The 20442-nt window shown below is 63.9% G+C and carries 20 protein-coding genes; 10 read left to right on the forward strand and 10 right to left on the reverse strand.

Features of this window, described 5'->3' with window-relative positions; genetic code table 11:
• Positions 1 to 9: 9 nt before the first annotated feature.
• Positions 10 to 246 (reverse strand): hypothetical protein, encoded by a 237-nt coding sequence (locus AC3YMN_RS09185; protein ID WP_489889768.1) that lies wholly within the window; start codon positions 244 to 246, stop codon positions 10 to 12.
• A 98-nt stretch (positions 247 to 344) separates the two neighbouring features.
• Between AC3YMN_RS09185 and AC3YMN_RS09190 the strand changes: the two genes are divergently transcribed.
• Positions 345 to 959, forward strand: a complete 615-nt coding sequence (locus AC3YMN_RS09190; RefSeq protein ID WP_489889769.1) for a TetR/AcrR family transcriptional regulator — start codon at positions 345 to 347, stop codon at positions 957 to 959.
• A 6-nt stretch (positions 960 to 965) separates the two neighbouring features.
• On the opposite strand, the gene AC3YMN_RS09195 is transcribed toward AC3YMN_RS09190, so the two are convergent.
• Positions 966 to 1958 (reverse strand): peptidylprolyl isomerase, encoded by a 993-nt coding sequence (locus AC3YMN_RS09195; protein ID WP_172125681.1) that lies wholly within the window; start codon positions 1956 to 1958, stop codon positions 966 to 968.
• A 410-nt stretch (positions 1959 to 2368) separates the two neighbouring features.
• Between AC3YMN_RS09195 and secA the strand changes: the two genes are divergently transcribed.
• Both secA and AC3YMN_RS09205 read left to right on the forward strand, forming a co-directional pair.
• Positions 2369 to 5110, forward strand: a complete 2742-nt coding sequence (secA, locus tag AC3YMN_RS09200) for a preprotein translocase subunit SecA (protein WP_489889770.1) — start codon at positions 2369 to 2371, stop codon at positions 5108 to 5110.
• Between the two features lie 354 nt (positions 5111 to 5464).
• Positions 5465 to 5893: a VOC family protein gene (locus AC3YMN_RS09205; RefSeq protein ID WP_489889771.1), complete on the forward strand. Its 429-nt coding sequence runs from the start codon at positions 5465 to 5467 to the stop codon at positions 5891 to 5893.
• Here the strand turns inward: AC3YMN_RS09205 and AC3YMN_RS09210 are convergent.
• From AC3YMN_RS09210 to AC3YMN_RS09230, 5 genes are all read right to left on the reverse strand, one after another.
• Positions 5883 to 6530: a hypothetical protein gene (locus AC3YMN_RS09210; RefSeq protein ID WP_489889772.1), complete on the reverse strand. Its 648-nt coding sequence runs from the start codon at positions 6528 to 6530 to the stop codon at positions 5883 to 5885. The genes AC3YMN_RS09205 and AC3YMN_RS09210 overlap by 11 nt on opposite strands.
• Before the next feature lie 88 nt (positions 6531 to 6618).
• Positions 6619 to 7629: a L,D-transpeptidase family protein gene (locus AC3YMN_RS09215; RefSeq protein ID WP_489889773.1), complete on the reverse strand. Its 1011-nt coding sequence runs from the start codon at positions 7627 to 7629 to the stop codon at positions 6619 to 6621.
• A gap of 148 nt (positions 7630 to 7777) precedes the next feature.
• A complete protein-coding gene (locus tag AC3YMN_RS09220) occupies positions 7778 to 8731 on the reverse strand; it encodes an acetyl-CoA carboxylase carboxyltransferase subunit alpha (RefSeq protein WP_127754590.1) in 954 nt (317 codons plus the stop codon).
• Positions 8732 to 8875: 144 nt separating this feature from the next.
• The gene (xerD, locus tag AC3YMN_RS09225; RefSeq protein ID WP_127754589.1) at positions 8876 to 9787 is read right to left on the reverse strand and encodes a site-specific tyrosine recombinase XerD; all 912 of its coding nucleotides are present in this window, start codon (positions 9785 to 9787) and stop codon (positions 8876 to 8878) included.
• Positions 9784 to 10056: a hypothetical protein gene (locus AC3YMN_RS09230; protein ID WP_489889774.1), complete on the reverse strand. Its 273-nt coding sequence runs from the start codon at positions 10054 to 10056 to the stop codon at positions 9784 to 9786. The genes xerD and AC3YMN_RS09230 overlap by 4 nt, the downstream gene beginning before the upstream one ends.
• Positions 10057 to 10198: 142 nt before the next feature.
• On the opposite strand from AC3YMN_RS09230, the gene AC3YMN_RS09235 reads away from it, so the two are divergent.
• A complete protein-coding gene (locus AC3YMN_RS09235; RefSeq protein WP_489889775.1) occupies positions 10199 to 10783 on the forward strand; it encodes a shikimate kinase in 585 nt (194 codons plus the stop codon).
• Positions 10784 to 10785: 2 nt separating this feature from the next.
• A complete protein-coding gene (aroB, locus tag AC3YMN_RS09240; protein ID WP_489889776.1) occupies positions 10786 to 11898 on the forward strand; it encodes a 3-dehydroquinate synthase in 1113 nt (370 codons plus the stop codon).
• Between the two features lie 191 nt (positions 11899 to 12089).
• Here the strand turns inward: aroB and AC3YMN_RS09245 are convergent, their stop codons facing one another.
• Entirely contained in the window at positions 12090 to 12413 is a 324-nt protein-coding gene (locus AC3YMN_RS09245; protein ID WP_489889777.1) for a BolA family protein, read from the reverse strand.
• On the opposite strand from AC3YMN_RS09245, the gene AC3YMN_RS09250 reads away from it, so the two are divergent.
• The 4 genes from AC3YMN_RS09250 to AC3YMN_RS09265 all read left to right on the forward strand — a co-directional run bounded on the left by AC3YMN_RS09250 (position 12413) and on the right by AC3YMN_RS09265 (position 17139).
• Positions 12413 to 13042, forward strand: a complete 630-nt coding sequence (locus AC3YMN_RS09250) for a J domain-containing protein (RefSeq protein WP_127754586.1) — start codon at positions 12413 to 12415, stop codon at positions 13040 to 13042. The two genes, AC3YMN_RS09245 and AC3YMN_RS09250, sit on opposite strands and share 1 nt — an antisense overlap.
• A gap of 92 nt (positions 13043 to 13134) precedes the next feature.
• Positions 13135 to 14118: a cobaltochelatase subunit CobS gene (gene cobS / locus AC3YMN_RS09255; RefSeq protein ID WP_127754585.1), complete on the forward strand. Its 984-nt coding sequence runs from the start codon at positions 13135 to 13137 to the stop codon at positions 14116 to 14118.
• 139 nt (positions 14119 to 14257) lie between these two features.
• Entirely contained in the window at positions 14258 to 16147 is a 1890-nt protein-coding gene (gene cobT / locus AC3YMN_RS09260) for a cobaltochelatase subunit CobT (protein WP_127754584.1), read from the forward strand.
• Complete coding sequence (locus AC3YMN_RS09265; protein WP_489889778.1) at positions 16144 to 17139, forward strand: esterase-like activity of phytase family protein; 996 nt, start codon at positions 16144 to 16146, stop codon at positions 17137 to 17139. Before cobT ends, AC3YMN_RS09265 begins: the two co-directional genes overlap by 4 nt.
• 191 nt (positions 17140 to 17330) lie before the next feature.
• Here the strand turns inward: AC3YMN_RS09265 and AC3YMN_RS09270 are convergent, their stop codons facing one another.
• The gene (locus tag AC3YMN_RS09270; protein WP_489889779.1) at positions 17331 to 17966 is read right to left on the reverse strand and encodes a VUT family protein; all 636 of its coding nucleotides are present in this window, start codon (positions 17964 to 17966) and stop codon (positions 17331 to 17333) included.
• 687 nt (positions 17967 to 18653) lie between these two features.
• Positions 18654 to 18941 carry a 50S ribosomal protein L28 gene (gene rpmB, locus AC3YMN_RS09275; protein ID WP_127754581.1) on the reverse strand — a complete coding sequence of 96 codons (288 nt, stop codon included), beginning with the start codon at positions 18939 to 18941 and terminating at the stop codon, positions 18654 to 18656.
• 229 nt (positions 18942 to 19170) lie between these two features.
• Here rpmB and AC3YMN_RS09280 point away from each other — a divergent pair, with 229 nt between their 5' ends.
• The gene (locus AC3YMN_RS09280) at positions 19171 to 19968 is read left to right on the forward strand and encodes a DUF3108 domain-containing protein (RefSeq protein ID WP_127754580.1); all 798 of its coding nucleotides are present in this window, start codon (positions 19171 to 19173) and stop codon (positions 19966 to 19968) included.
• The last annotated feature ends 474 nt before the right edge of the window (positions 19969 to 20442 follow it).

Here is a 20442-nt window from a genome sequence, read left to right on the forward strand (position 1 = left end):
TTTCCCGCCTTAGCTGGCGGCCCGCTTCCTGCCGGCAATAAAACCACCGAAATGCCGGCCGATCAAAGGCACGACCACAAGCACGATCGTGCTGGCCATGAATGGCACGAGCACGAGGCTGCGCTGCCAGATGTCCCAGCCAACGGTGAGGGGGGTCAGCAGGTAAAGATAAAGCGTGACGATGGGATAAACCGCGAGCGTCATGACCAGCGCCATGCGCAGGCGCGAAGCGAGGGAAGAAGGCATTTGTATGCTCCAACAGAACGGTACGTTTCGTTCTATAATGAAACGCGCCGTTTCGATCAAGTCTTTTCTTTATGGTTGGGCTGGCTCATATTAGCGCCATGAGCATTTCCCCAGCAGACGAGGCCGATGATCGACGCCGCTCCATCGGTGCCCGGCGCAATCCGGAAACCGAACAAGCAATCCTTGAGGCGGCCGAAGCCATCATGGCCGAAGAGGGGATCGGCGGCTTCTCCATCGAGGCGGTGGCCAAGCGCGCCCGGGCCGGCAAGCCCACCATCTACAAGTGGTGGCCGGGCAAAACCGCGCTGCTGCTTGATGTTTATCACCGCCACAAGCCGGCGGCGGTGCATACCGATACCGGCAGCACCGAAGGAGATGTGCTGGCATTCCTCACCGGTATCTTCACCCATTGGGGGGAAACCGGCGCGGGCAATGTGTTTCGCTTCGTGATCGCGGAAGCCCAGCGCGACGAACAGGCCGCGCAGTCGCTGCGCGCTTATGCGGCGCAGCGGCGGATCCAGACCGGGGCGATTTTCGAGCGGGGCGTGGCGCGGGGCGAGCTGGCGGCCGATACCGATGTGGGCCTTGCGGCCGATGCGCTGGCCGGCTTTGTGTGGCACCGGCTGCTGACGGGGCGGGTCGAATGCGACCCTGAGCAATTGGCCAAACTGGCCCGGCAGATGGTCCGGGGGCTGCTCGCCCCCGGCGCCTGATCGGTTTTACTGCGCGGGGGCCGCTTCTGGTGCGGCTTCCGGAGCAGCTTCCTCTTCGCCCGCTTCGGCAGCTTCTGCAGCTTCCGCCGGCTCGGTCTGGGCTTCGACGGCAGCGGCCAGCGCGGGATCGGGAATCTCGATCTCGACGCCTTCCATCAGCTTGGCGACTTCGGCATCAAAAGCGTTCATCAGCAGCTGCTGCTGCAACTGGCCGGCGACCTGCTCGATGGGCGCGGGGCTCGACTTGCGCTTTTCCTCGAGCCGGATGACGTGCCAGCCGAACTGGGACTGCACGGGATCGCTGATCTGGCCGGGCTCGGTCAGGGCAAAGGCCGCCTCTTCGAACTGCGGCACCATCATGCCAGCGCTGAAAAAGCCGAGATCGCCGCCATTGGCTGCACCGGGGTCGATCGACTTTTCCTTGGCCACTTCAGCAAAATCGGCGCCGCCATCGAGCTCGGCCTTGACCGCCTTGGCCTCGTCTTCGGTCTGCACCAGGATGTGGCTGGCATGGATTTCGTCGGCTGGCTCGAACTCCGCGACATATTTGTCGTATTCGGCCCGCACAGCTTCTTCGGTCACGGCCGCCGCGATCACATCGGCAAAATAGGCGCGGCGCAGGGCGCGCTCTTCCAGGTAATCCAGCCGCTGCTGGAACAGGGGCGTGGCGTCCATGCCCGCTTCCTTGGCGGCGCCAGCCATCACTTTCATGTCAATCAGCACGCGCAACAGGAAGGCCTTGCGCTGTTCGGGAGGCATCTGGCTCAGTTCCTGGGTCAGGTCCTCGGCCGCAAAGCTGAGGTCAGCCTCGGTGATGGGCTCCCCACCCACTGTTGCGACGACCGCGTCAGGGGCCGGGGTAGCCGGCTCGGCAGCGGGGGCAGTTTCGGTCGTTGGAGCCGCGGGAGCCGCGTCCTGGGCCAGGGCGGGCAGCCCCGCGGCCAGAACCAGCGCCAAGGCACTTACGGTGCGCCCGAGGCGCTTGGATGAAAACAGCATAGCGTGGTTCTCCTTGACGGGCGCATGCCATGGGCATGGCCGCTGGTGGTCGGCAATGGGGGCGCCCCGATCAGGCGCGCGCCTGCCTGTCATGGCTTAGCGGCCAAAATGTGCCGCCCAAGGGGGAAGCGTCGGGGATGGTTAAGGCTCCATGACGGACCCGTTTTTACTGAGCCGCGCGCAGATGTGGCCGATTTCGCCGAAGTTGACAAGGCAAGGGGGCGCTCTTACATCTCAGCCGCATTTTACGGCATGCTTTCGGTGGCCAGAATGGCTGATGACGCATGCGCGAAACCCTCGGGGCCAGCTGGCTCCACATCGTGCTATAGAGGCAAAAGATGATCTTCTTGCCCCTGCGCGGACCGCAAACGGCCCTTCGCGCCACGATGATCAAACAAAGGACGATCTAGATGGCTCTTGCTGCACTTGCCCGGCGGCTTTTCGGTACCGCGTCCGATCGGCATGTGAAGCGGTTTCATCCCAATGTCGCTGCCATCAATGCACTGGAATCCGAACTGGCGGGACTTTCCGATGAGGCGCTGCGCGCCCGCACCGAGCAGTTCAAGACCCAGCTCCAGAATGGCGCCGATCTCGATGACCTGATCGTGCCCGCCTTCGCCACCGTGCGCGAAGCCAGTAAGCGCGTGCTCGGCATGCGCCACTTCGATGTGCAGCTGATCGGCGGCATGGTGCTCAATGACCGCTCCATCGCCGAAATGCGCACCGGTGAAGGCAAGACGCTGGTGGCGACGCTTCCCGTCTACCTCAATGCGCTGACCGGCCGGGGCGTGCATGTGGTCACGGTCAACGACTACCTTGCCCGCCGCGACGCTGCCTGGATGGGCCAGATCTACAATTTCCTTGGTCTCTCCTACGGCATTATCGTGCATGGCCTGACCGATGCCGAGCGCAAGGCCGCTTATGCCGCCGACATCACCTACGGCACCAACAACGAATTTGGCTTCGATTACCTGCGCGACAACATGAAATATACGCGCGCCCAGATGGTGCAGCGCGGCCATGCCTATGGGATCGTCGACGAAGTGGACTCCATCCTGATCGATGAGGCGCGCACCCCGCTCATCATCTCGGGTCCCTCCGAAGACCGCTCCAATCTCTACGTCCAGATCGACGAGATGATGGAGCTGATCGGGGAGGACGATTTCGAGCTCGACGAAAAGCAGCGCTCCGCCACCTTCACCGATGCCGGCATCGAAAAGCTCGAAGCCAGGTTGGCTGAAGTCGGACTGCTGAAATCTGAATCTCTTTACGACGTGGAAAACGTCGCCCTGGTGCACCACGCCAACTCGGCCCTGCGCGCGCACAAGCTCTTCCGCAAGGACAAGGACTACATCGTTCGCAATGATGAAGTCGTCATCATCGACGAGTTCTCGGGCCGCATGATGCCTGGCCGGCGGTATTCGGAAGGCCTGCACCAGGCGCTCGAAGCCAAGGAACACGTCAAGATCCAGCCGGAAAACCAGACCCTGGCCTCGATCACCTTCCAGAACTATTTCCGCCTGTACGAGAAGCTCGCCGGCATGACCGGTACGGCCGCCACCGAAGCGGAAGAATTCGCTGATATCTACAAGCTCGATGTGGTGACCGTCCCCACCAATCTGCCGGTGCAGCGCCAGGACGACGAAGACGCCATTTATCGCACCGCGGCCGAAAAGTTCGACGCCATTGCCGATATGATCAAGCAGTGCCAGGAGCGCGGCCAGCCCGTCCTCGTGGGCACGACCTCGATCGAAAAATCGGAAATGCTGGCCGAACTGCTGCGCCAGAAAAATGTCGGCGCCATGAACGTGCTGAACGCGCGTCACCACGAGCAGGAAGCCCAGATCGTGGCCGATGCCGGCATGCCCGGCGCCATCACCATTGCCACCAACATGGCCGGTCGCGGCACCGATATCCAGCTCGGCGGCAATCTGGAAATGCGCATCGAAAAGGAAGCCGAGGGTCTCGAAGGGGCCGAGCGCGATGCCAAGATCGCCGAGATCAAGGCCAAGATCGCCGAAGACAAGGCCAAGGCTATTGCCGCGGGCGGTCTCATGGTGATCGGCACCGAGCGCCACGAGTCGCGCCGCATCGACAACCAGCTGCGCGGCCGTTCGGGCCGTCAGGGCGACCCCGGCCATTCGGCCTTCTTCCTGTCGCTGCAGGACGATCTGATGCGCATCTTCCCGGTGGATTCCATGGATTCCATGCTGGGCAAGCTCGGGCTCGAACAGGGCGAAAGCATCACCCATCCCTGGGTCACCAAGGCCATCGAGCGTGCCCAGGGCAAGGTCGAAGCGCGCAACTTCGACATCCGCAAGAACATCCTCAAATATGACGACGTGATGAATGATCAGCGCAAGGTGATCTTTGAGCAGCGTCTCGAGATGATGGATGCCGAGGACGTCAGCGATACCGTGCGCGACATGCGCCACGATGTGGTGGAAGCCATTGTCGCCAAGGCAATTCCCCCGCGCTCCTATCCCGAGCAGTGGAATGTCGAGCAGCTGACCGCCGCGGCCAAGACCTATCTCAACATCGATGCACCGATCGCCCAATGGGCCGAGGAAGAAGGCATCGACGCCGAAACGGTCACCGAGCGCCTGATCAAGGCCGCCGACGACTTCTTTGACGCCAAGGAGCAGCGCACGCTCGAAGCGATGGAAGCGGCCGGCACACCCAATCCGACCGTGATGCGGCAGGTGGAAAAGTCCATTCTGCTGCAGTCCATCGATGGGCTCTGGCGCGAGCACCTCGTGACCCTCGATCACCTCTCCAAGGTCGTGGGCTGGCGCGGCATGGCCCAGCGCGATCCGCTCAACGAATACAAGCAGGAAGCCTATGAGCTGTTCCAGGCGCTGCTGACCAATCTGCGCGAACTGGTGACCACCCAGCTTTCCCATGTCGAGCTGCAGATCCGCCCGCCCGTCTCGGCGCCTGATCTGAGTGGCTTGCGCGAAACCCATATCGATCCGCTGACCGGCGAGAACGATGCCGATGGCGACGACACTTTCGACGACTCGCTGGGTGCCACCGGCGAGGACCCCTCCCTCAAGCCCCTCGACCCCGCCCTCATGGTCGGCGTCTCCCGCAATGCCCCTTGCCCCTGCGGTTCGGGCAAGAAATTCAAACACTGCCACGGCGCTTTCTAAGCCAAAGGCCCGGACGCAAGTCCGGGCCTTTTCGTTTGCGCAAAGAGCTCAAAGCCTAGTGCCTGTGGCCGAGGGAACATCCCTATCCCAACCCTATCGGCTCCTGCCCTCCCTCCCCCTTGAGGGGAGGGCCGGGGAGGAGGTCGTCGGGAAATCCAGCAATAGGGTCGCTTCACCTCTCGCACCGGCTCCCCAGTCGACACCCTCCCCCTTGAGGGGAGGGATCAAGGGTGGGGGTTCAGGCTTCTCCGCAAATGCGAAGCCGGGGCCCTCGGGCCGAGACATCCACCACATCCCCGGAACTTCGGTCCAAAAACCGCGTTTGCGCGCCTATCAGCCTCAGGAGTGTTTGCCATGCTCGACCATTCCGGCTTTGTTGTTGCCGACCTTGCCCGCAGCAGGCGCTTTTATGATGCGATCGCCCGGGCGCTTGAGCTGGGCACGATCGACAACGGCCCCAATGCGTTCCTGCTCGGCAAAAGCGCGCAGGAGCCCATCCCCTATCTCTGGATCGGCACCAGCCGGCCGTCATTCTGGGCCGAGGGCTCGCGCCCCGGGCTCAACCAGATGCATTTTGCCTTCCGCGCGCGCAGCCCCGCCATGGTGGATGCGTTTTATCGCGCAGCCCTTGCCGCCGGCGGTACCGACCACGGCCCGCCCGGTCCACGCCAGGGCGCAGGGGAATATTACGGCGCCTTCGTGCTCGATCCCGATGGCAACAATATCGAAGCCTGCTTCCGCGGCGTCGATTTTACCCGTGCCGAGCCTGAGTTCAGCAGTTGACGCGCAGTTCGGCGTAGCCGGTCATGCCACCAGCGCCCGAGGACACCACCGCGACGGTGCAGGTGGTGCCGCGCAACAGGGCATTGCCGCCATTGGGGATGGTGGTGCCGTCCGCCAGCGCGACATAGCCCGCTTCCACGGCGGCAACATTGACCTCGGCGCCATTGCCGCAAATGGGGTAGTTGTCCCCGCCCGTGACCAAAAAGCGCGTGCCCGCGGGCATGCAATCGCCCCCTGAGGCAGCAGTGGCGGCGGCGGGCGCGGCGTCGGGCAGCGGCGGCAGGGCGCCAGCCGGGGCCGTGTTTGCGCTTTGGTTGCGCCAGTCTTCTTCCAGGATCGCCAGCCGGTTGGACAGTTCCACCAAGGGGTCTTCCCCCGAGGCTGCTGCAGCCGCCGGCGCACTGGCCAGTTGCTGGTTGAACAGCTCAAGGCTCACCCGGATCTGGGCGATGTCGCTCGACATGCGCCGGATGTCGCGCTGGGTATCGGTGTAAACCCAGGCGGAGGCGGCGATGGCGCCCACGGCCACAAGGCCTGCCACAAAGCTCAGCAGGCGTTCCCCGCCAAAGCGTTGGCGCGCGGGGACCGGCGGCAGGGGCCGCTCGGCGGGCTTGGGGGTGGCAACATCGTCGTGCAAGAAACTTATCCTTCGTGGCCCATCGCTTCGGGGCATGCGCCAAGAGCGTGCCCAAAACATGACGGGAGCGTCACGCTCCCGCCGGGGCCTAGACGCCGGCGGGCTTGGTCAGCGGAGCTGGTGCCGCAGCGCCCGAAATCGCAGGTTGGGCCGGTGCCGCACCGCCGCCCAGGACACTGCCGACCCCGCCGAAAAAGCCGGTCACGGCGCCGCCAATGGCCTCGCCACGCGCCGCAATGGCGGCTTTTTCGGCCGCCTGCTTGTCGATCAGCGCCAGCGCATCATTGATCTTGGCGTCGGCCGCCTGCTGTTCGGCCACGAGAGTGGGGTGGGTGGTGAGCACCGGGCAGGGGCCGAGCGGATCGAGCGGGCCGCTGGTCATGGCATTGAACACATAGCGCTGTTCGCACACATCCCATGATGGGGGCGTCTTGTTGAACTCAAAGAAGTCATAGCCTTCCTTGATGTTCTTCCAGAAGGGCAGGTGCTGGTTGGTGGCCTGCTTGGCCAGGTTGGCCGCCGTCATCTTGAACGGGAAGATCTGCACCTGGAAGGCGGGATTGCCCCCCTTGAAGCTTTCGCGGGCCAGGGCATAGATCTCGGCCATGTTGCCATCGGTCATGGCGTAGCAGCCCACCGACTTGCAATCGCCATGCACCATCAGATTGGAGCCGCTACGCCCAAGCGCGCGGTCGAACTTGTTGGGAAAGCCGGTGTTGAACGCAAGGTAATAGGCCGATTTCGGGTTCATCTGGCCGGGCGTGACCGTGTAGAAGCCTTCGGGGCTTTGGCGGTCGCCTTCCTTGAACTTGGGCCCCAGATCGCCCGAATAGGTGCAGATCTCGTAGCTTTTGAACAAGGCGAACTGGCCGGTATTGGTGCGCTTCCACACCTCGAGCGTACGTTCCTGCTTGAAGATGCGCACCACCATGGCTTCGCCGGGCGAGGAGCCTATCGCGCGCAGCGCGGTGACGGTGGCAGCAGCGAGGGGCTGGTTGTGGCGGTTGTCGCCCTTGATGAAGCCGCAGCCGGCGAGCGCGAGACCCGCCCAGAGCAGCACCACGACGGAGCAGAATTTGCGCAGAAAATTGGCGGTCACAGCAGGCAGCCCATACAGCGGAACACGGGGCTAGCCTTAGGCCTGCTTGGTTACCGCGCGGTAAGAAATCATGGTTAACCCGTTCTTACCACGCCCGCAAAGGGCCCGAACAGGGGCCCCCTGCGGTCAAGTCGGCGTGATCGCCCCCTTACAGGGCGGTGCCGATGGCGAGGAACTTTTCACGCCGGTGTTCGCGCACTTCCAAACGGCTGCGGCCGCTGAAATCATTGAGGAAAGTGCTGATGGCGGTGCGGGTCGCATCCATCACTGCTGCCGGGTTGCGGTGCGCGCCGCCCGCCGGTTCAGGAACGATGGCGTCGATCACGCCAAAGCCCAACAGATCCGTCGCGGTGATCTTCATATTGGTGGCCGCGTCCTGCGCCTTGGCGGCATCGCGCCACAGGATCGAGGCGCCCCCTTCGGGCGAGATCACCGAATAAATCGAATGCTCGAGCATCAGCACCCGATTGGCCGTGGCGATGGCAATCGCGCCGCCCGAGCCGCCTTCACCGATGATGATGGCGAGGTTGGGCACGCCCAATTCGAGCGATTTTTCGGTGGAGCGGGCAATGGCCTCGGCTTGCCCGCGTTCCTCGGCGCCGATGCCGGGATAAGCGCCGGCCGTATCCACGAACGAAATCAGCGGAATGTTGAACCGGTCAGCCATTTCCATGATGCGCACGGCCTTGCGATAGCCTTCAGGGCGCGCCATGCCGAAATTGTGCTTGATGCGGCTATCGGTGGAGTTGCCCTTTTCCTGGCCCATGACCGCAACGGGCTGGCCGTTGAAGCGCCCGAACCCGGCCTGGATCGCGGGATCCTCGGCGAACTTGCGGTCGCCCGCCAGCGGGGTCCATTCGGTGATGAGGCTGCGGGTATAATCGGAAAAATGCGGACGCTGCGGGTGGCGCGCGATCTGCGTTTTTTGCCAGGGCGTCAGGCGCTTGTAGATGTCGAGCAGCGCTTCTTCGGCGCGAGCCGACAGGCGCGACACTTCCTCGTCGATGGAAACGGCCTGATCGCCCGCTGCCAAATTCTTGAGTTCGGCAATCTTTGCCTCGAGGTCGGCGACCGGCTTTTCAAAATCGAGATAAGTCTGCATCCAACCTGCCCGTTAGGGGTCAATCTTTGACCCATGCCAATGGGCCGCTGCTGTTGCGCCCCAAAGTGGCCGGAAAGTGGCGAGGGCGTCTGTCTGAGTCAAGCGCCTTCGCAGCAGGGGGCCGCTCGGAACGCCGTGAAAGGTTTACGATCCGTCTGCCATTGGGTGGTGGGTTTCCACCAGATGGCGCAGTTTTTCGTCCAGCACATGGGTATAGATCTGGGTGGTTGAAATATCGGCATGGCCCAGCAGCATCTGCACCACGCGCAGATCGGCGCCACCCGCCAGCAGATGGCTGGCAAAGGCGTGCCGCAGCACATGGGGCGCTACCCGGCTGGCGCTGATCCCGGCCCGCGCTGCCAGCCCCTTGAGATCGCGCGCAAACACCTGGCGCGACAAATATCCCTCGGCGCCGCTCGCAGGAAACAGGAACACGCCCGGCTCAATGGTCTTGAGATAAGCCTTGATTGCATCGCGTGCGCGATCATTGAGCGGCACAACGCGCTCCTTGTTGCCCTTGCCGCGCACCGTCAAAAAGCTGGCGTCGCGCATCACCGCCGCGCGCTTCAAACTCACCAGCTCGCTCACGCGCATGCCGGTGGCGTAAAGCAGCTCCAGCAGCACATAAAGCCGCAGGGCCGCGGCCTGCTTGGGCGCGGACGCCTCGGTGTTGGCTTCCGCTTCAGCCAAGGTCAGAAGCTTGTCGATCTCGGCGATCGATAGCACTTTGGGCAGGGCGCGCCGGCTCTTGGGGCTGGCGATAATGCGGGTGGGGTCGTCGGCCCGCAGATTGTCGGCACATAAAAAGCGGTGGAACTGGCGGATGGCTGACAGGCGCCGTGCGCTCGAGGACGCCGACAGCCCACTTTGCTTGAGATGATCGAGATAAGCGGCGACTTCTTCGCGCTCCCCCGTCAGCAGCGTCTTGCCCTTGCCGGCCAGAAAGCCGGCATAGTCGGACAGGTCGCGCCGATAGGCATCGATCGTGTTTGGTGCCGCGCCCCGCTCGGCGCTCATCATTTCGAGAAACGCGCCGATCAGATGGGTGCCGCTCATGGGCTGGCCGGGGCCTCGGCCGGGGCAGCCTCGGCCGGTGCAGCATCCGCCGGTGCAGCGGGGGCGGGCTCGGCGGCTGGGGCGGGAGCTGGTGCGCGGGTTTGCCCCGGCAGGCCGGGCGCGCTTTCGCCCAGCAGCTCATTGGTGGGAATGCGGATCGTGGTTTCCTTGGGTGCCGGCTTGACGCTGAGGACCAGCGCGAACATGCCTGCATAAGCAAGGCCAACCAGGATGAGCAGGGTAACAAGGAGGCGGATCAGGGTGGGCATGGTTGTCCGGAATCTGTTCTGGGCGCGGGCACAGTACATGAAAATACCGGCAAATGCTTTCGATCTGGTTGGGAGCGTTGCTCGCTTCTTGACAGCGGCCGTCTCGCCCGCTTGATAGCGACCACCACATGGGGAGCCCCTTTTGTCCCGATCCACTGCGGCCAACCGGCAGGCCCAAGCCCAACTTCTTGTCGAGCTGCTGGATGGCAGGCCCCTGGCTCTCGTAGGCATGATGGGCGCAGGCAAGACCACTGTCGGCCGGCGCCTCGCCAATCGCATGGGCCGCCAGTTCCTCGATAGCGACGAGGAAATCGAAAAAGCCGCGCAAATGAGCATCCCCGAGATTTTTGCCCAACGCGGGGAAGCCGAATTTCGCGCCGGGGAAACCAGGGTGATTTCCCGGGTGCTCAAGCATCCCGACCTGGTGCTGGCCACGGGCGGTGGGGCTTTTGTGCATCCCGAAACCCGGGCCGTGCTCAAAAGCGAAGCGGTTTCGGTCTGGATCAAGGCCGATACGGACCTGTTGTTCCAGCGCGTGTCGCGCCGCTCCAACCGCCCGCTGCTGCAAACCGCCAATCCACGTGAAACATTGGAGCGGCTCGTCGAGGAGCGCTACCCCATCTATGCCGAGGCCGATGTGACCGTGGTATCGCGCGATGTGCCCCAGGAAACCGTGGCTAGCGATTTGGTGGAAGCCGTTCTCGCCCATCTGCAGGAAAAACCATAGCCATGCCCGCCATCGCCCATACCGTTCATGTCGCCCTAGGCGAGCGTGCCTATGATATCCTGATCGGGGATCGCCTGCTCGAGGATGCCGGCGCCATTCTCGCCGAGCGTTTTGCCGGGCGCCGCTTTGGTATCGTCACCGACGCCACGGTCGCCCAGGCGCAGCTGCCGCGCCTGCAGCGCAGCCTCGATGCCGCGGGCCTCCTTCACACCCCCATCATCGTGCCGGCGGGCGAGGGCAGCAAATCCTGGACTCAGCTCCAATATGTCACCGAAGCCATTCTTGCCGCCCGGCTCGAGCGGGGCGATGCGGTGATCGCCCTTGGCGGCGGGGTGATCGGGGATGTCGCGGGCTTTGCCGCCTCCATCGCCCGACGCGGCATGGACTTGATCCAGATGCCCACTTCGCTCCTCGCCCAGGTCGATAGCTCGGTCGGGGGCAAGACCGGGATCAATTCGCCCCACGGCAAGAACCTGATCGGCGCCTTTCATCAGCCTCGCCTGGTGCTCGCCGATCTCTCCACCCTCGATACCCTCGCGCCCCGGCAATTTGCCGCCGGTTATGCGGAAGTCGTCAAATACGGGCTGATCGACGACGAATACTTCTTTTTCTGGCTCGAAGCCAACCGCGCGGAAATCTTCGCCGGCGGAGCGGCCCGGGGTGAAGCCATTGCCCGCTGCTGCCGCCACAAGGCCCGCGTCGTCATCGAGGACGAGCGCGAGCAGGGCGTTCGGGCGCTGCTTAATCTGGGGCACACGTTCGGCCATGCGCTGGAAAAGGACACTGGCTTTGGCGATCGGCTGCTGCATGGCGAGGGCGTCGCCATCGGCATGGTGCTGGCGCACGCCTTTTCTGCCCGTTTGGGCCTCGCGCCGTCGCAGGACACCGGCCGGGTACAGGCCCATCTGCAAGCAGCGGGCCTGCCCACGCGCTTGGCCGATATCGCCGGGGGCGTCGGCTCCACCGAAACCCTCATGGCCGCCATCGCCCAAGACAAGAAAGTCTCGCGCGGCGCCCTGACCTTTATCCTGACCCGCGGCATCGGCCAGGCCTTCATTGAACGAAATGTTGATCCAGCCGCCGTGGCGCAGTTTTTGGACGATATGCGGGGCTGAGGCGTCCCGTTGCTGGGGGTCGGTTGCGGCCGCCAGCTGGGCGTTCCGGTGCCAAGCGCACTGGCCTCACCCTCCCCCTTGTGGGGAGGGCCGGGGAGGGAACTTCCAAGCTAAAAGCTGCGCTTTTGCCCCAAAGCGCTCTTTCAAAACGCAAGAACCCTTTCCATATGGAGGGTCCTCCCGCTACAATGCTAGCCCTTGTGATTTCCATCACTGGGCAGCACTTCGATGGCCAGCGCATGGACCCGGCTCTTGAGCTCGGCATCCAGCGCTTCCATAACGGCGCGGTGTTGTGCCACGCGAGGCTTCCCGTCAAACTGCCGGGTCGCGATTCTGACACGAAAATGGGTTTCACCCCCCTCCAGCCAACCGGCATGACCGCGATGCTTGTTGGATTCGTCGATCACTTCGAGGAATTCGGGTGAAAAGCGGTCGGTAAGCTTGGCTGTTATGGTGTCTTTAAAGGACATCGGGCTGAGGTTTCCATTGGTTTGAAGCAAAGTAACTAGGCGCAATGAAATCGCAATCCAAGCTCTTCGACCCCATCCGCATCCGGCCGCGTCGCGAAGCCAAGCCCGAACCCGTGGCCCAGCTCTGCGATTGGGAAGGCTGCGAGGAACCCGGCACCCACAAGGCCCCCAAGGGCCATGGTGCTGAAGGGCAGTACCACCATTTCTGCCTGCAGCATGTCCGTCACTACAACACGGCCTTCAACTTTTTTGCCGGCATGGAAAAGGACGCGCTGGAAGAAGCGCTCCATACCCCGCCCAAGGCGGAAAGCCGCTCAAGCTTTGCCACCGGCCAGCCCGGTGTGCGCGGATCGCGTGCCGCGAGCGCGGCCGGCATCCGGCCCGGCGATAAGTATGGCGACCCGTTCGGGGTATTTGCCCGTTATCGCCACCGCCAGGCCCAGACCCCGGCGGCCGAACGCGTCAAGCCCACCAATGAGCTCGACAAGCGCGCCCTTGAAACCCTGGGGATCATCGGTCCGCCCAAATCCGAAGAAATCAAGCGGGCCTACAAGACCCTGGTCAAGATCCACCATCCCGATGCCAATGGTGGCGACAAGTCCTCCGAAGAGCGGCTGCGCACCATTATCGCGGCTTATTCCCATCTCAAGAAATCGGGGTTCGTCGCCAAGTAGTTCGCCATGGCTCGGGCTACCGCCTCGGGCACAATGCTGCTATAGAGCCGCCGCATCCTTCCTTTGCCGTTCCATCTGCCCAAGAGCCCGCCATGAGTGAATTCACCAACCTGCCGGACACCCAATACCAGGCCCGGGATCTTTTCGGCATCGACACCGACCTGACCGTGCCCGGTTACGCTCAGCGCACCGAGCATGTGCCGCCGGTCGATCCCGATTACCTGTTTGACCGCAACACCACGCTCGCGATCCTGGCCGGCTTTGCCTTTAATCGCCGCGTCATGGTGCAGGGCTATCACGGCACGGGCAAATCCACCCATATCGAGCAGGTCGCTGCCCGCCTCAACTGGCCGCTGGTGCGCGTCAATCTCGACAGCCACGTCTCGCGTATCGATCTCGTCGGCAAGGACGCGATCGTGCTCAAGGACGGCAAGCAGATCACCGAGTTCCGCGACGGCATCCTCCCCTGGGCGGTGCAGAACAATGTCGCTCTCGTGTTCGACGAATATGACGCCGGTCGCCCCGATGTGATGTTCGTGATCCAGCGCGTGCTCGAAGTCGCGGGTCGCCTCACCCTGCTCGATCAGAACCGCGTGATCGTGCCCCATCCGGCATTCCGCTTGTTTGCGACCACCAACACCATCGGCTTGGGCGACACGTCGGGCCTGTATCATGGCACCCAGCAGATCAATCAGGGCCAGATGGACCGCTGGAGCCTTGTGACCACGCTCAACTATCTGCCCCATGACAAGGAAGTTGGCATTGTTCTGGCCAAGAACAAAACCTATGCCGAAAACGATCGCGGCAAAAAGCTCGTGAGCAACATGGTGCGGCTGGCCGACCTCACCCGCCAGGCCTTCATCAATGGCGATCTGTCCACGGTGATGAGCCCGCGTACCGTCATCACCTGGGCCGAAAACACCCAGATCTTCGGCGGCGATGTCGGCTTTGCCTTCCGCCTCACCTTCCTCAACAAATGCGACGAGCTCGAACGCCCCGTGGTCGCCGAGTTCTACCAGCGCGTGTTTGGCGAAGACCTGCCCGAAAGCTCCGCGAACCTGGCCGTCACGGCCTGATCGCGCTGCACGGCCTCACCCTTGGACAGGCTCAGGGTGAGGTCTTTCGAGACTTCTGCGACTTTCCCATAGACCTCATGGCGAGCCTGTCGATCCACGAGGTCGCCGCACCTTGGGCGCAAGCCCGGACCGGATGAGCATGGCACAATCGCCCCGCAGCAAAGCCAACAAGCCCGATCAAACCCTGGCCTTCAAGACGGCCATGGGCGCCACCGTGCGCGCTATCGGGGGCAAGAGCGATCTTGAGGTCACCTTCACCGCCGACCGCCCGCTGCTGACGGCCGACAAGGCGCGCCTCGCCAATCTGCCCCGCCTGCCGACCCGGCGCGACATTGCCATTGCCCGCGGGCAGGGCGATGCCATGGCGATGCGGCTCGCGAGCCACGATCCCGAAGCGCACCGCAAGCGCTCGCCCATGGACCCGCAGGCCCGCGCCGCCTTTGATGCGCTCGAGCAGGCGCGCGTCGAGGCGCTGGGCTGCGTGCGCATGCCCGGCATGGTCGGCAATATCGGGGAAATGCTCGAGGACCGCCTGTTCCGCGCCAATTTCGCCGAAGTCACCGCCCGTGACGATGCCCCCATTGCCGAGGCCCTGGGCCTCTTGCTGCGCGAAAAGCTCGCCGGCGTGCCCGTGCCGCCCTCGGGCCATGCGCTGGTCGATCTGTGGCGCAGCGAGATCGAAAGCAAGGCGGGCACCTCGCTCGCGACGCTCCTCACCCGCTTTGAGGACCAGAACGAGTTCGGCAAGGCCGCCAAGGCGCTGCTGCGCGACCTCAATCTCGTGCCCGAAAGCGAAGTGGAAGACCCCAGCGACGCCGACGAGAGCGGCGAAGACGAGGGCCAGCCCGACCAGGCCCAGGGTTCCGATGAATCGCCCGAACAGGGCGAAGGCGAAAACGAGCAGACCGACAGCCAGCAGGAAGAGGCTGCCGGGGAATCGGAAGAAACCGGCGATGTCGAGGGCCTTGAATCGGATATGGCCGATGTCGACGAGGACGCTGCCGCCCAGGCCGGCGAGGACGCCCCCATGCCGCCCCCCGGCAAGGACGCCGGCACCCAGCTGACCAATCAGTTCAACTACAAGGTCTTCACCACCAAATATGATGAGATCGTCAAGGCGGCCGAACTCTGCCCGCCCGACGAGCTCGACCAGTTGCGCGCCCTCCTCGACAAGCAGCTCGAAAACCTCGCCGGCGCCGTCGCTCGCCTCGCCAACAAGCTGCAGCGCCGCCTCATGGCCAAGCAGAATCGCAGCTGGCAGTTCGACCTTGAGGAAGGCGTGCTCGATACCGCCCGCCTCACCCGCGTCGTCACCGATCCGATGCAGGCGCTGAGCTTCAAGGTCGAGAACGACACCGATTTCCGCGACACGGTGGTCACCCTCCTCATCGATAATTCCGGCTCCATGCGGGGCCGCCCGATCACCATCGCCGCCATCTGCGGCGACATTCTCGCGCGCACGCTCGAGCGCTGCGGCGTCAAGGTCGAAATCCTGGGGTTCACCACCCGCGCCTGGAAGGGCGGCAAGTCGCGCGAAGCCTGGCTCGAAGCCGGGCGTCCCGCCAATCCGGGCCGCGTCAACGACATCAGGCACATCATCTACAAGGCCGCCGACGAGCCGTGGCGCCATGCCCGGCGCAATCTCGGGCTGATGATGCGCGAGGGCCTCCTCAAGGAAAACATCGATGGCGAGGCGCTCGAATGGGCGCGCAAGCGCCTGATGGCCCGCCCGGAAGCGCGGCGCATCCTCATGGTGATTTCCGATGGGGCGCCGGTCGATGACAGCACCCAGTCGGTCAATGCCGGCAATTACCTCGAAGCCCATCTGCGCCAGGTGATCGAGGATATCGAAACGCGCTCGCCCATCCAACTCGTTGCCGTGGGCATCGGCCATGACGTGACCCGCTATTATCGCCGGGCCGTCACCCTGCTCGATGCCGAGGAACTGGCCGGCGCGCTGACCGATGAGCTCGCGGCGCTGTTTGACGAGGAACTGCCCACCCAAACCCGCCGCCGGGGCCGGGGTTGAGGGCAGGCCTGGCACTGCTGCTTGGCCCGCTGCTGCTGGCCTGCTCACCGGGCCAGGCCGCGGAATCCACCACGGTGGGGGCGGTGCAGATCGCCCAGTTCGGCAATTCCGCACTCGACCAGCCTGCTGGCAAGCTGATCTGGCGGGGCGGCATTGCCCTTGTTAGCCAGCACGACGATTTCGGCGGCCTGTCTGGCGTCACCTTCACCAGCCCCGATCAGCATGTGGTGTTTGTGTCCGATCGCGGCCAGTTCGTGTCGGGCCAGCTCGCCTATGACGACCACAATCGCCTGCTCGGCCTGCTCGGTGTGCAGGTTGCGCCGATGCAAAATTCCAGCGGCGCGCCGCTGCCCCGCCAATATGCCCGGGATGCGGAATCGGTCGAAACCGTGCATCGCGACGGCGCGCCCGTGGCGGTGCGCGTCAGTTTTGAACACCTGACCCGCGTCGCCGATTTCGCCCTCACCGATGGCGTTCCCGACGGGCCGGCGCGGGAAGTCACCATTCCCCCGTGGCTCAGCGATAATCGCTCCAATGAAACGCTGGAATCGGTGTGCATCGCGCCCACATCGTCACCCGTGGCCGGCTCGACGCTCCTCATCACCGAAGCCATCATGGATGAGGCGGGCAATCACCGCGCCGAGCTTTTGGGGCAAACCGACAAGGGTTCGCTTTCGCTGGTGCCCAGCCCCGGCCGCGTGCCCACCGATTGTGCCTTTCTGCCTAATGGCGACCTTCTGGTGCTCGAGCGCGGGATTGCCTTTATCGCCTTCACCATGGGCCTGCGCCGCATCCCGGCCGAACTGGTGCGCCCGGGCAGCGTCATGCAGGGTGAAGTGATCCTCGAAGCGAGCGGCGGCACCATCGACAACATGGAAGCCCTTGCTGTCCACACTGCCCCAGACGGGGAAACCCGCATCCTCATCGGCTCAGACAACAATTTCAACGACTGGCAGCGCACCCTGCTGCTGGAATTCGGCGTGCCCGAATAGGCGGGCCTTCGCCCGGCCGTTCGCCCAAATGGGGCACCAACGCCACCCCACCCCCGGTGTCACCCCGGCCTTGAGCCGGGGCCCATCTCGAGATTTCTCCCCCGCCACCTCAGGATGGATCCCGGCTCAAGGCCGGGGTGACAGCTGTGCGGAGGATGTCTTGGTGCCCTGCTCGTCGGCGGGTGCGTATCTTAAGCCAGCGCCGTGCTCCGCCCGGCCAGCCAACCGCGCAGCGTCTTGTAGGGCGCCAGCAGCAGCAGCGCGAGGATGAGCTTGACCAAAAAGTCCCCGAGACCCAGCGACACCCAGAGCGGCACTTCGGTCCCGACGCCGAGCAGCGGTGCCCCGAAGCCCAGCGAGCCGTCTTCGCGGCCAAACATCGTGTCGAGCACGGCAAAGGCCGGGCTCATCGCCAGGGTGAAAAAGATCATCGTGTCGAGTGCCGAGCTCACCAACGAGGAGAAGATGGGCGCCTGCCACCAGGCGCCATTGCGCAGGCGATCGAAGATGGAAATGTCGAGAAACTGTGCCAGCAGGAACGCCGTGCCCGAAGCAATGGCGATGCGCGGCGTGGCAAGATAGATCGAGAGGATCACCGCCACCGCAAAGCCGGCCACCACCGCGACCCGCGCTCTGGCCGGGCCAAAGGCGCGGTTGGTGAGGTCGGTGACCAGAAACGCCACTGGATAGGTGAAGGCGCCCCAGGTCAGGATATCGCCGAGATCGACCGAGCCGATCTCGAACCCGACGGGATATTGCACAAGGATATTGGACGCGGCGACAACCGCCACCATGGCGGCCACAGCCGCCAAGAAACGAGCACGCATGGAATGCACCTCAAAAAACCGCTGACCGGCAACAGACCGGGGCAGGGCGCTGTCTACCTCCTCCGAGCCCGCGGTGCCACCCCGAAAAACAGTCGAGCTTGATTTGCACCGGCCATCGCAGTCGACACCCTCCCCCTCGCGGGGAGGGATCAAGGGAGGGGGGCGGCTGGCCCGGGCAAGGCGGCTTCCACACCCCCACCTATCCTCCCCCGTCGAGCGGGAGGTGCGCATCGCGCACTTGGCCGGTCTGTGCCCGTTTCGATCGCTACGATTAAAACTGGCGTGCGTAGTCAGGCCTTCCCTCCCCCTTGAGGGGAGGGACCAAGGGAGGGGGTGATGCGGTTCAAGCACCGACCGACCCCCACCCCAGCCCTCCCCTCAAGGGGGAGGGAGGCCCAGCGGCGAAATCTAGCGCCAAACACTAATTGCGGAGAACACCGATCTCGCAGTCAACACCCTCCCCCTCGCGGGGAGGGATCAAGGGAGGGGGGCGGTTGGCCCCGGTACGGTGCCTCTCGCACCTCCACCCATCCTCCCCCGTCAAGGGGGAGGTGCGCATCGCGCACTTGGTCACTCCGGCCCAACCTCACGGCTGCAAGGCACCCGGCAGAACAAAAGTCAAAAACAACAAAAAACCGCGCCGGGGTTTACCCGACGCGGTTCAAAAATTCAGTTCGGCTCGAAAGCTCAGGCGGCCGCGAGGCTCGCGCGGATTTCCTTCTTGATGCCCAGCGCCAGCGGCGACAGATCGGCATCGGCCTGCTTGAGCAGGAATGCATCCAGCCCACCGCGGTGCTCGACGGTGCGCAGGGCTGCAGCGCAGATGCGCAGCTTGACCGGGCGACCCAGTGCTTCGGACAGCAGCGTCACATTGAGCAAATTGGGGAGAAAGCGGCGGCGGGTACGGTTAAGGGCGTGGGAAACATTGTTTCCGGTCATTACGCCCTTGCCGGTCAGTTCACAGCGACGTGCCATTTGATATATCCTGTTTGTGTAAAGGTCCTGCGTGGCGGAACAGTCCGCAACGGGCCTCGATTGTCGGGAAATCTGCGGGTTCTTTAGAGAAATAGGCCCCCGGCGTCAAGGCAAGCGCGGCTCAACCCGGCGCGAGCGCCTTGCACCTCATCCCCGGGCACGGCAGTTTGCACTCCTGTGTTGATTCGCTGCGCTGCTGGCGCAATGCCTGCTTGGAGAGTTAATCAGCGTGTTTCTGTCTCGCTTCACTCGTGGCCTTGTTGTTGCTGGCCTGTCTGCTGTCCTCTCTATGCCCGCCCTGGCGCAGTCGCAGTCCGTGGATGCCCGCGCCAGCTATGTGCTGACGCTGGGAGGCATCAATATCGCCGCGATGGATGTCGACCTGCTCGATGATGGTGCCCGCTACAGCCTTGATCTCAAGGCCAATGTCGCCGGCCTGGGCTCGCTCGTTGCCAGCGGCACCGCCACAGCCAGTTCAGCCGGCCGCTCGACAAGCCCGCAATTGAGCTCGGACAAGTTCGCCCTTGAAACCCGGGCCAATGGCGAGCTGTTCAATGTCGATGTCTCCTTTGCGCGGGGCGCTGTCGCCGCGTTCAAGGTCAACCCGGCCATTGTCGACAACTATGACCGTATCCCGATCGAGCGCAGCCATCTCGGCGGTGTGGGCGATTTTCTCTCCGCCTTTGTGATCAAGGGCGGCACACTCGACAAAAGCCTGTGCCAGCGACGTACCGGCATCTTCACGGGCGTCGAGCGCTTCGATATTGCGATGACCCCGGCTGGCACCGACGAAGCAACCTCCCCGCGTACCGGCTATCAAGGGCCGGTCGTGCTCTGCAGCGTGCGCTATATTCCCATCTCGGGCCATTTCACTACGTCCGAGATCACCAATTACCTCGCCGAGAACGGCCGCATCGTCATCTGGTACGCTCCCCTCGGCGCCACCGGCTATTTCATCCCTTATCGCGTGCTGCTCGGCACCAATATGGGCGATCTCTCCATGGTCCTCACCGGCATGCGCTTCTAAGCCAAGGCAACGGCACCGCTGCCACCGACGCGGGCGGGCCAGCATTTGGCGGTGGCATGGGTGCACCAACCCTTCCGCCCCCCACTGTCACCCCGGCCTCGAGCCGGGGCCCATCCCGAAATGCCTCACTGCGCCGCTAGATCGTGGATTGCGGCCACAGCAACCGTGCACAAAACCACCACCTCAAGCTGGATCCCGGCTCAAAAGCGGGAGCGACACCGTCTGGTGAGGCGGACTGGAGGGCAAGTGCACCGGCTGGTCGCGTAAGCCGCGCCTCCCACCCCTGCAGCCCCACCGCTCACACCGTGCACGGTCCAGTCCCTAGTCCCCTCCCGCTTGCACCGCTGCCCCTGGTAGGCCCCAGCGCTCCCCCACCCTCGATTGTCACCCCGGCCTTAAGCCGTCCCTCCACGAGATCCTAGCCCCGGGGGGAGGTGGTGGAACCCTCAGCAAGCCTTGCCCATCTCACCTTGC

This window comes from Devosia sp. Z11_6, assembly GCF_058133665.1.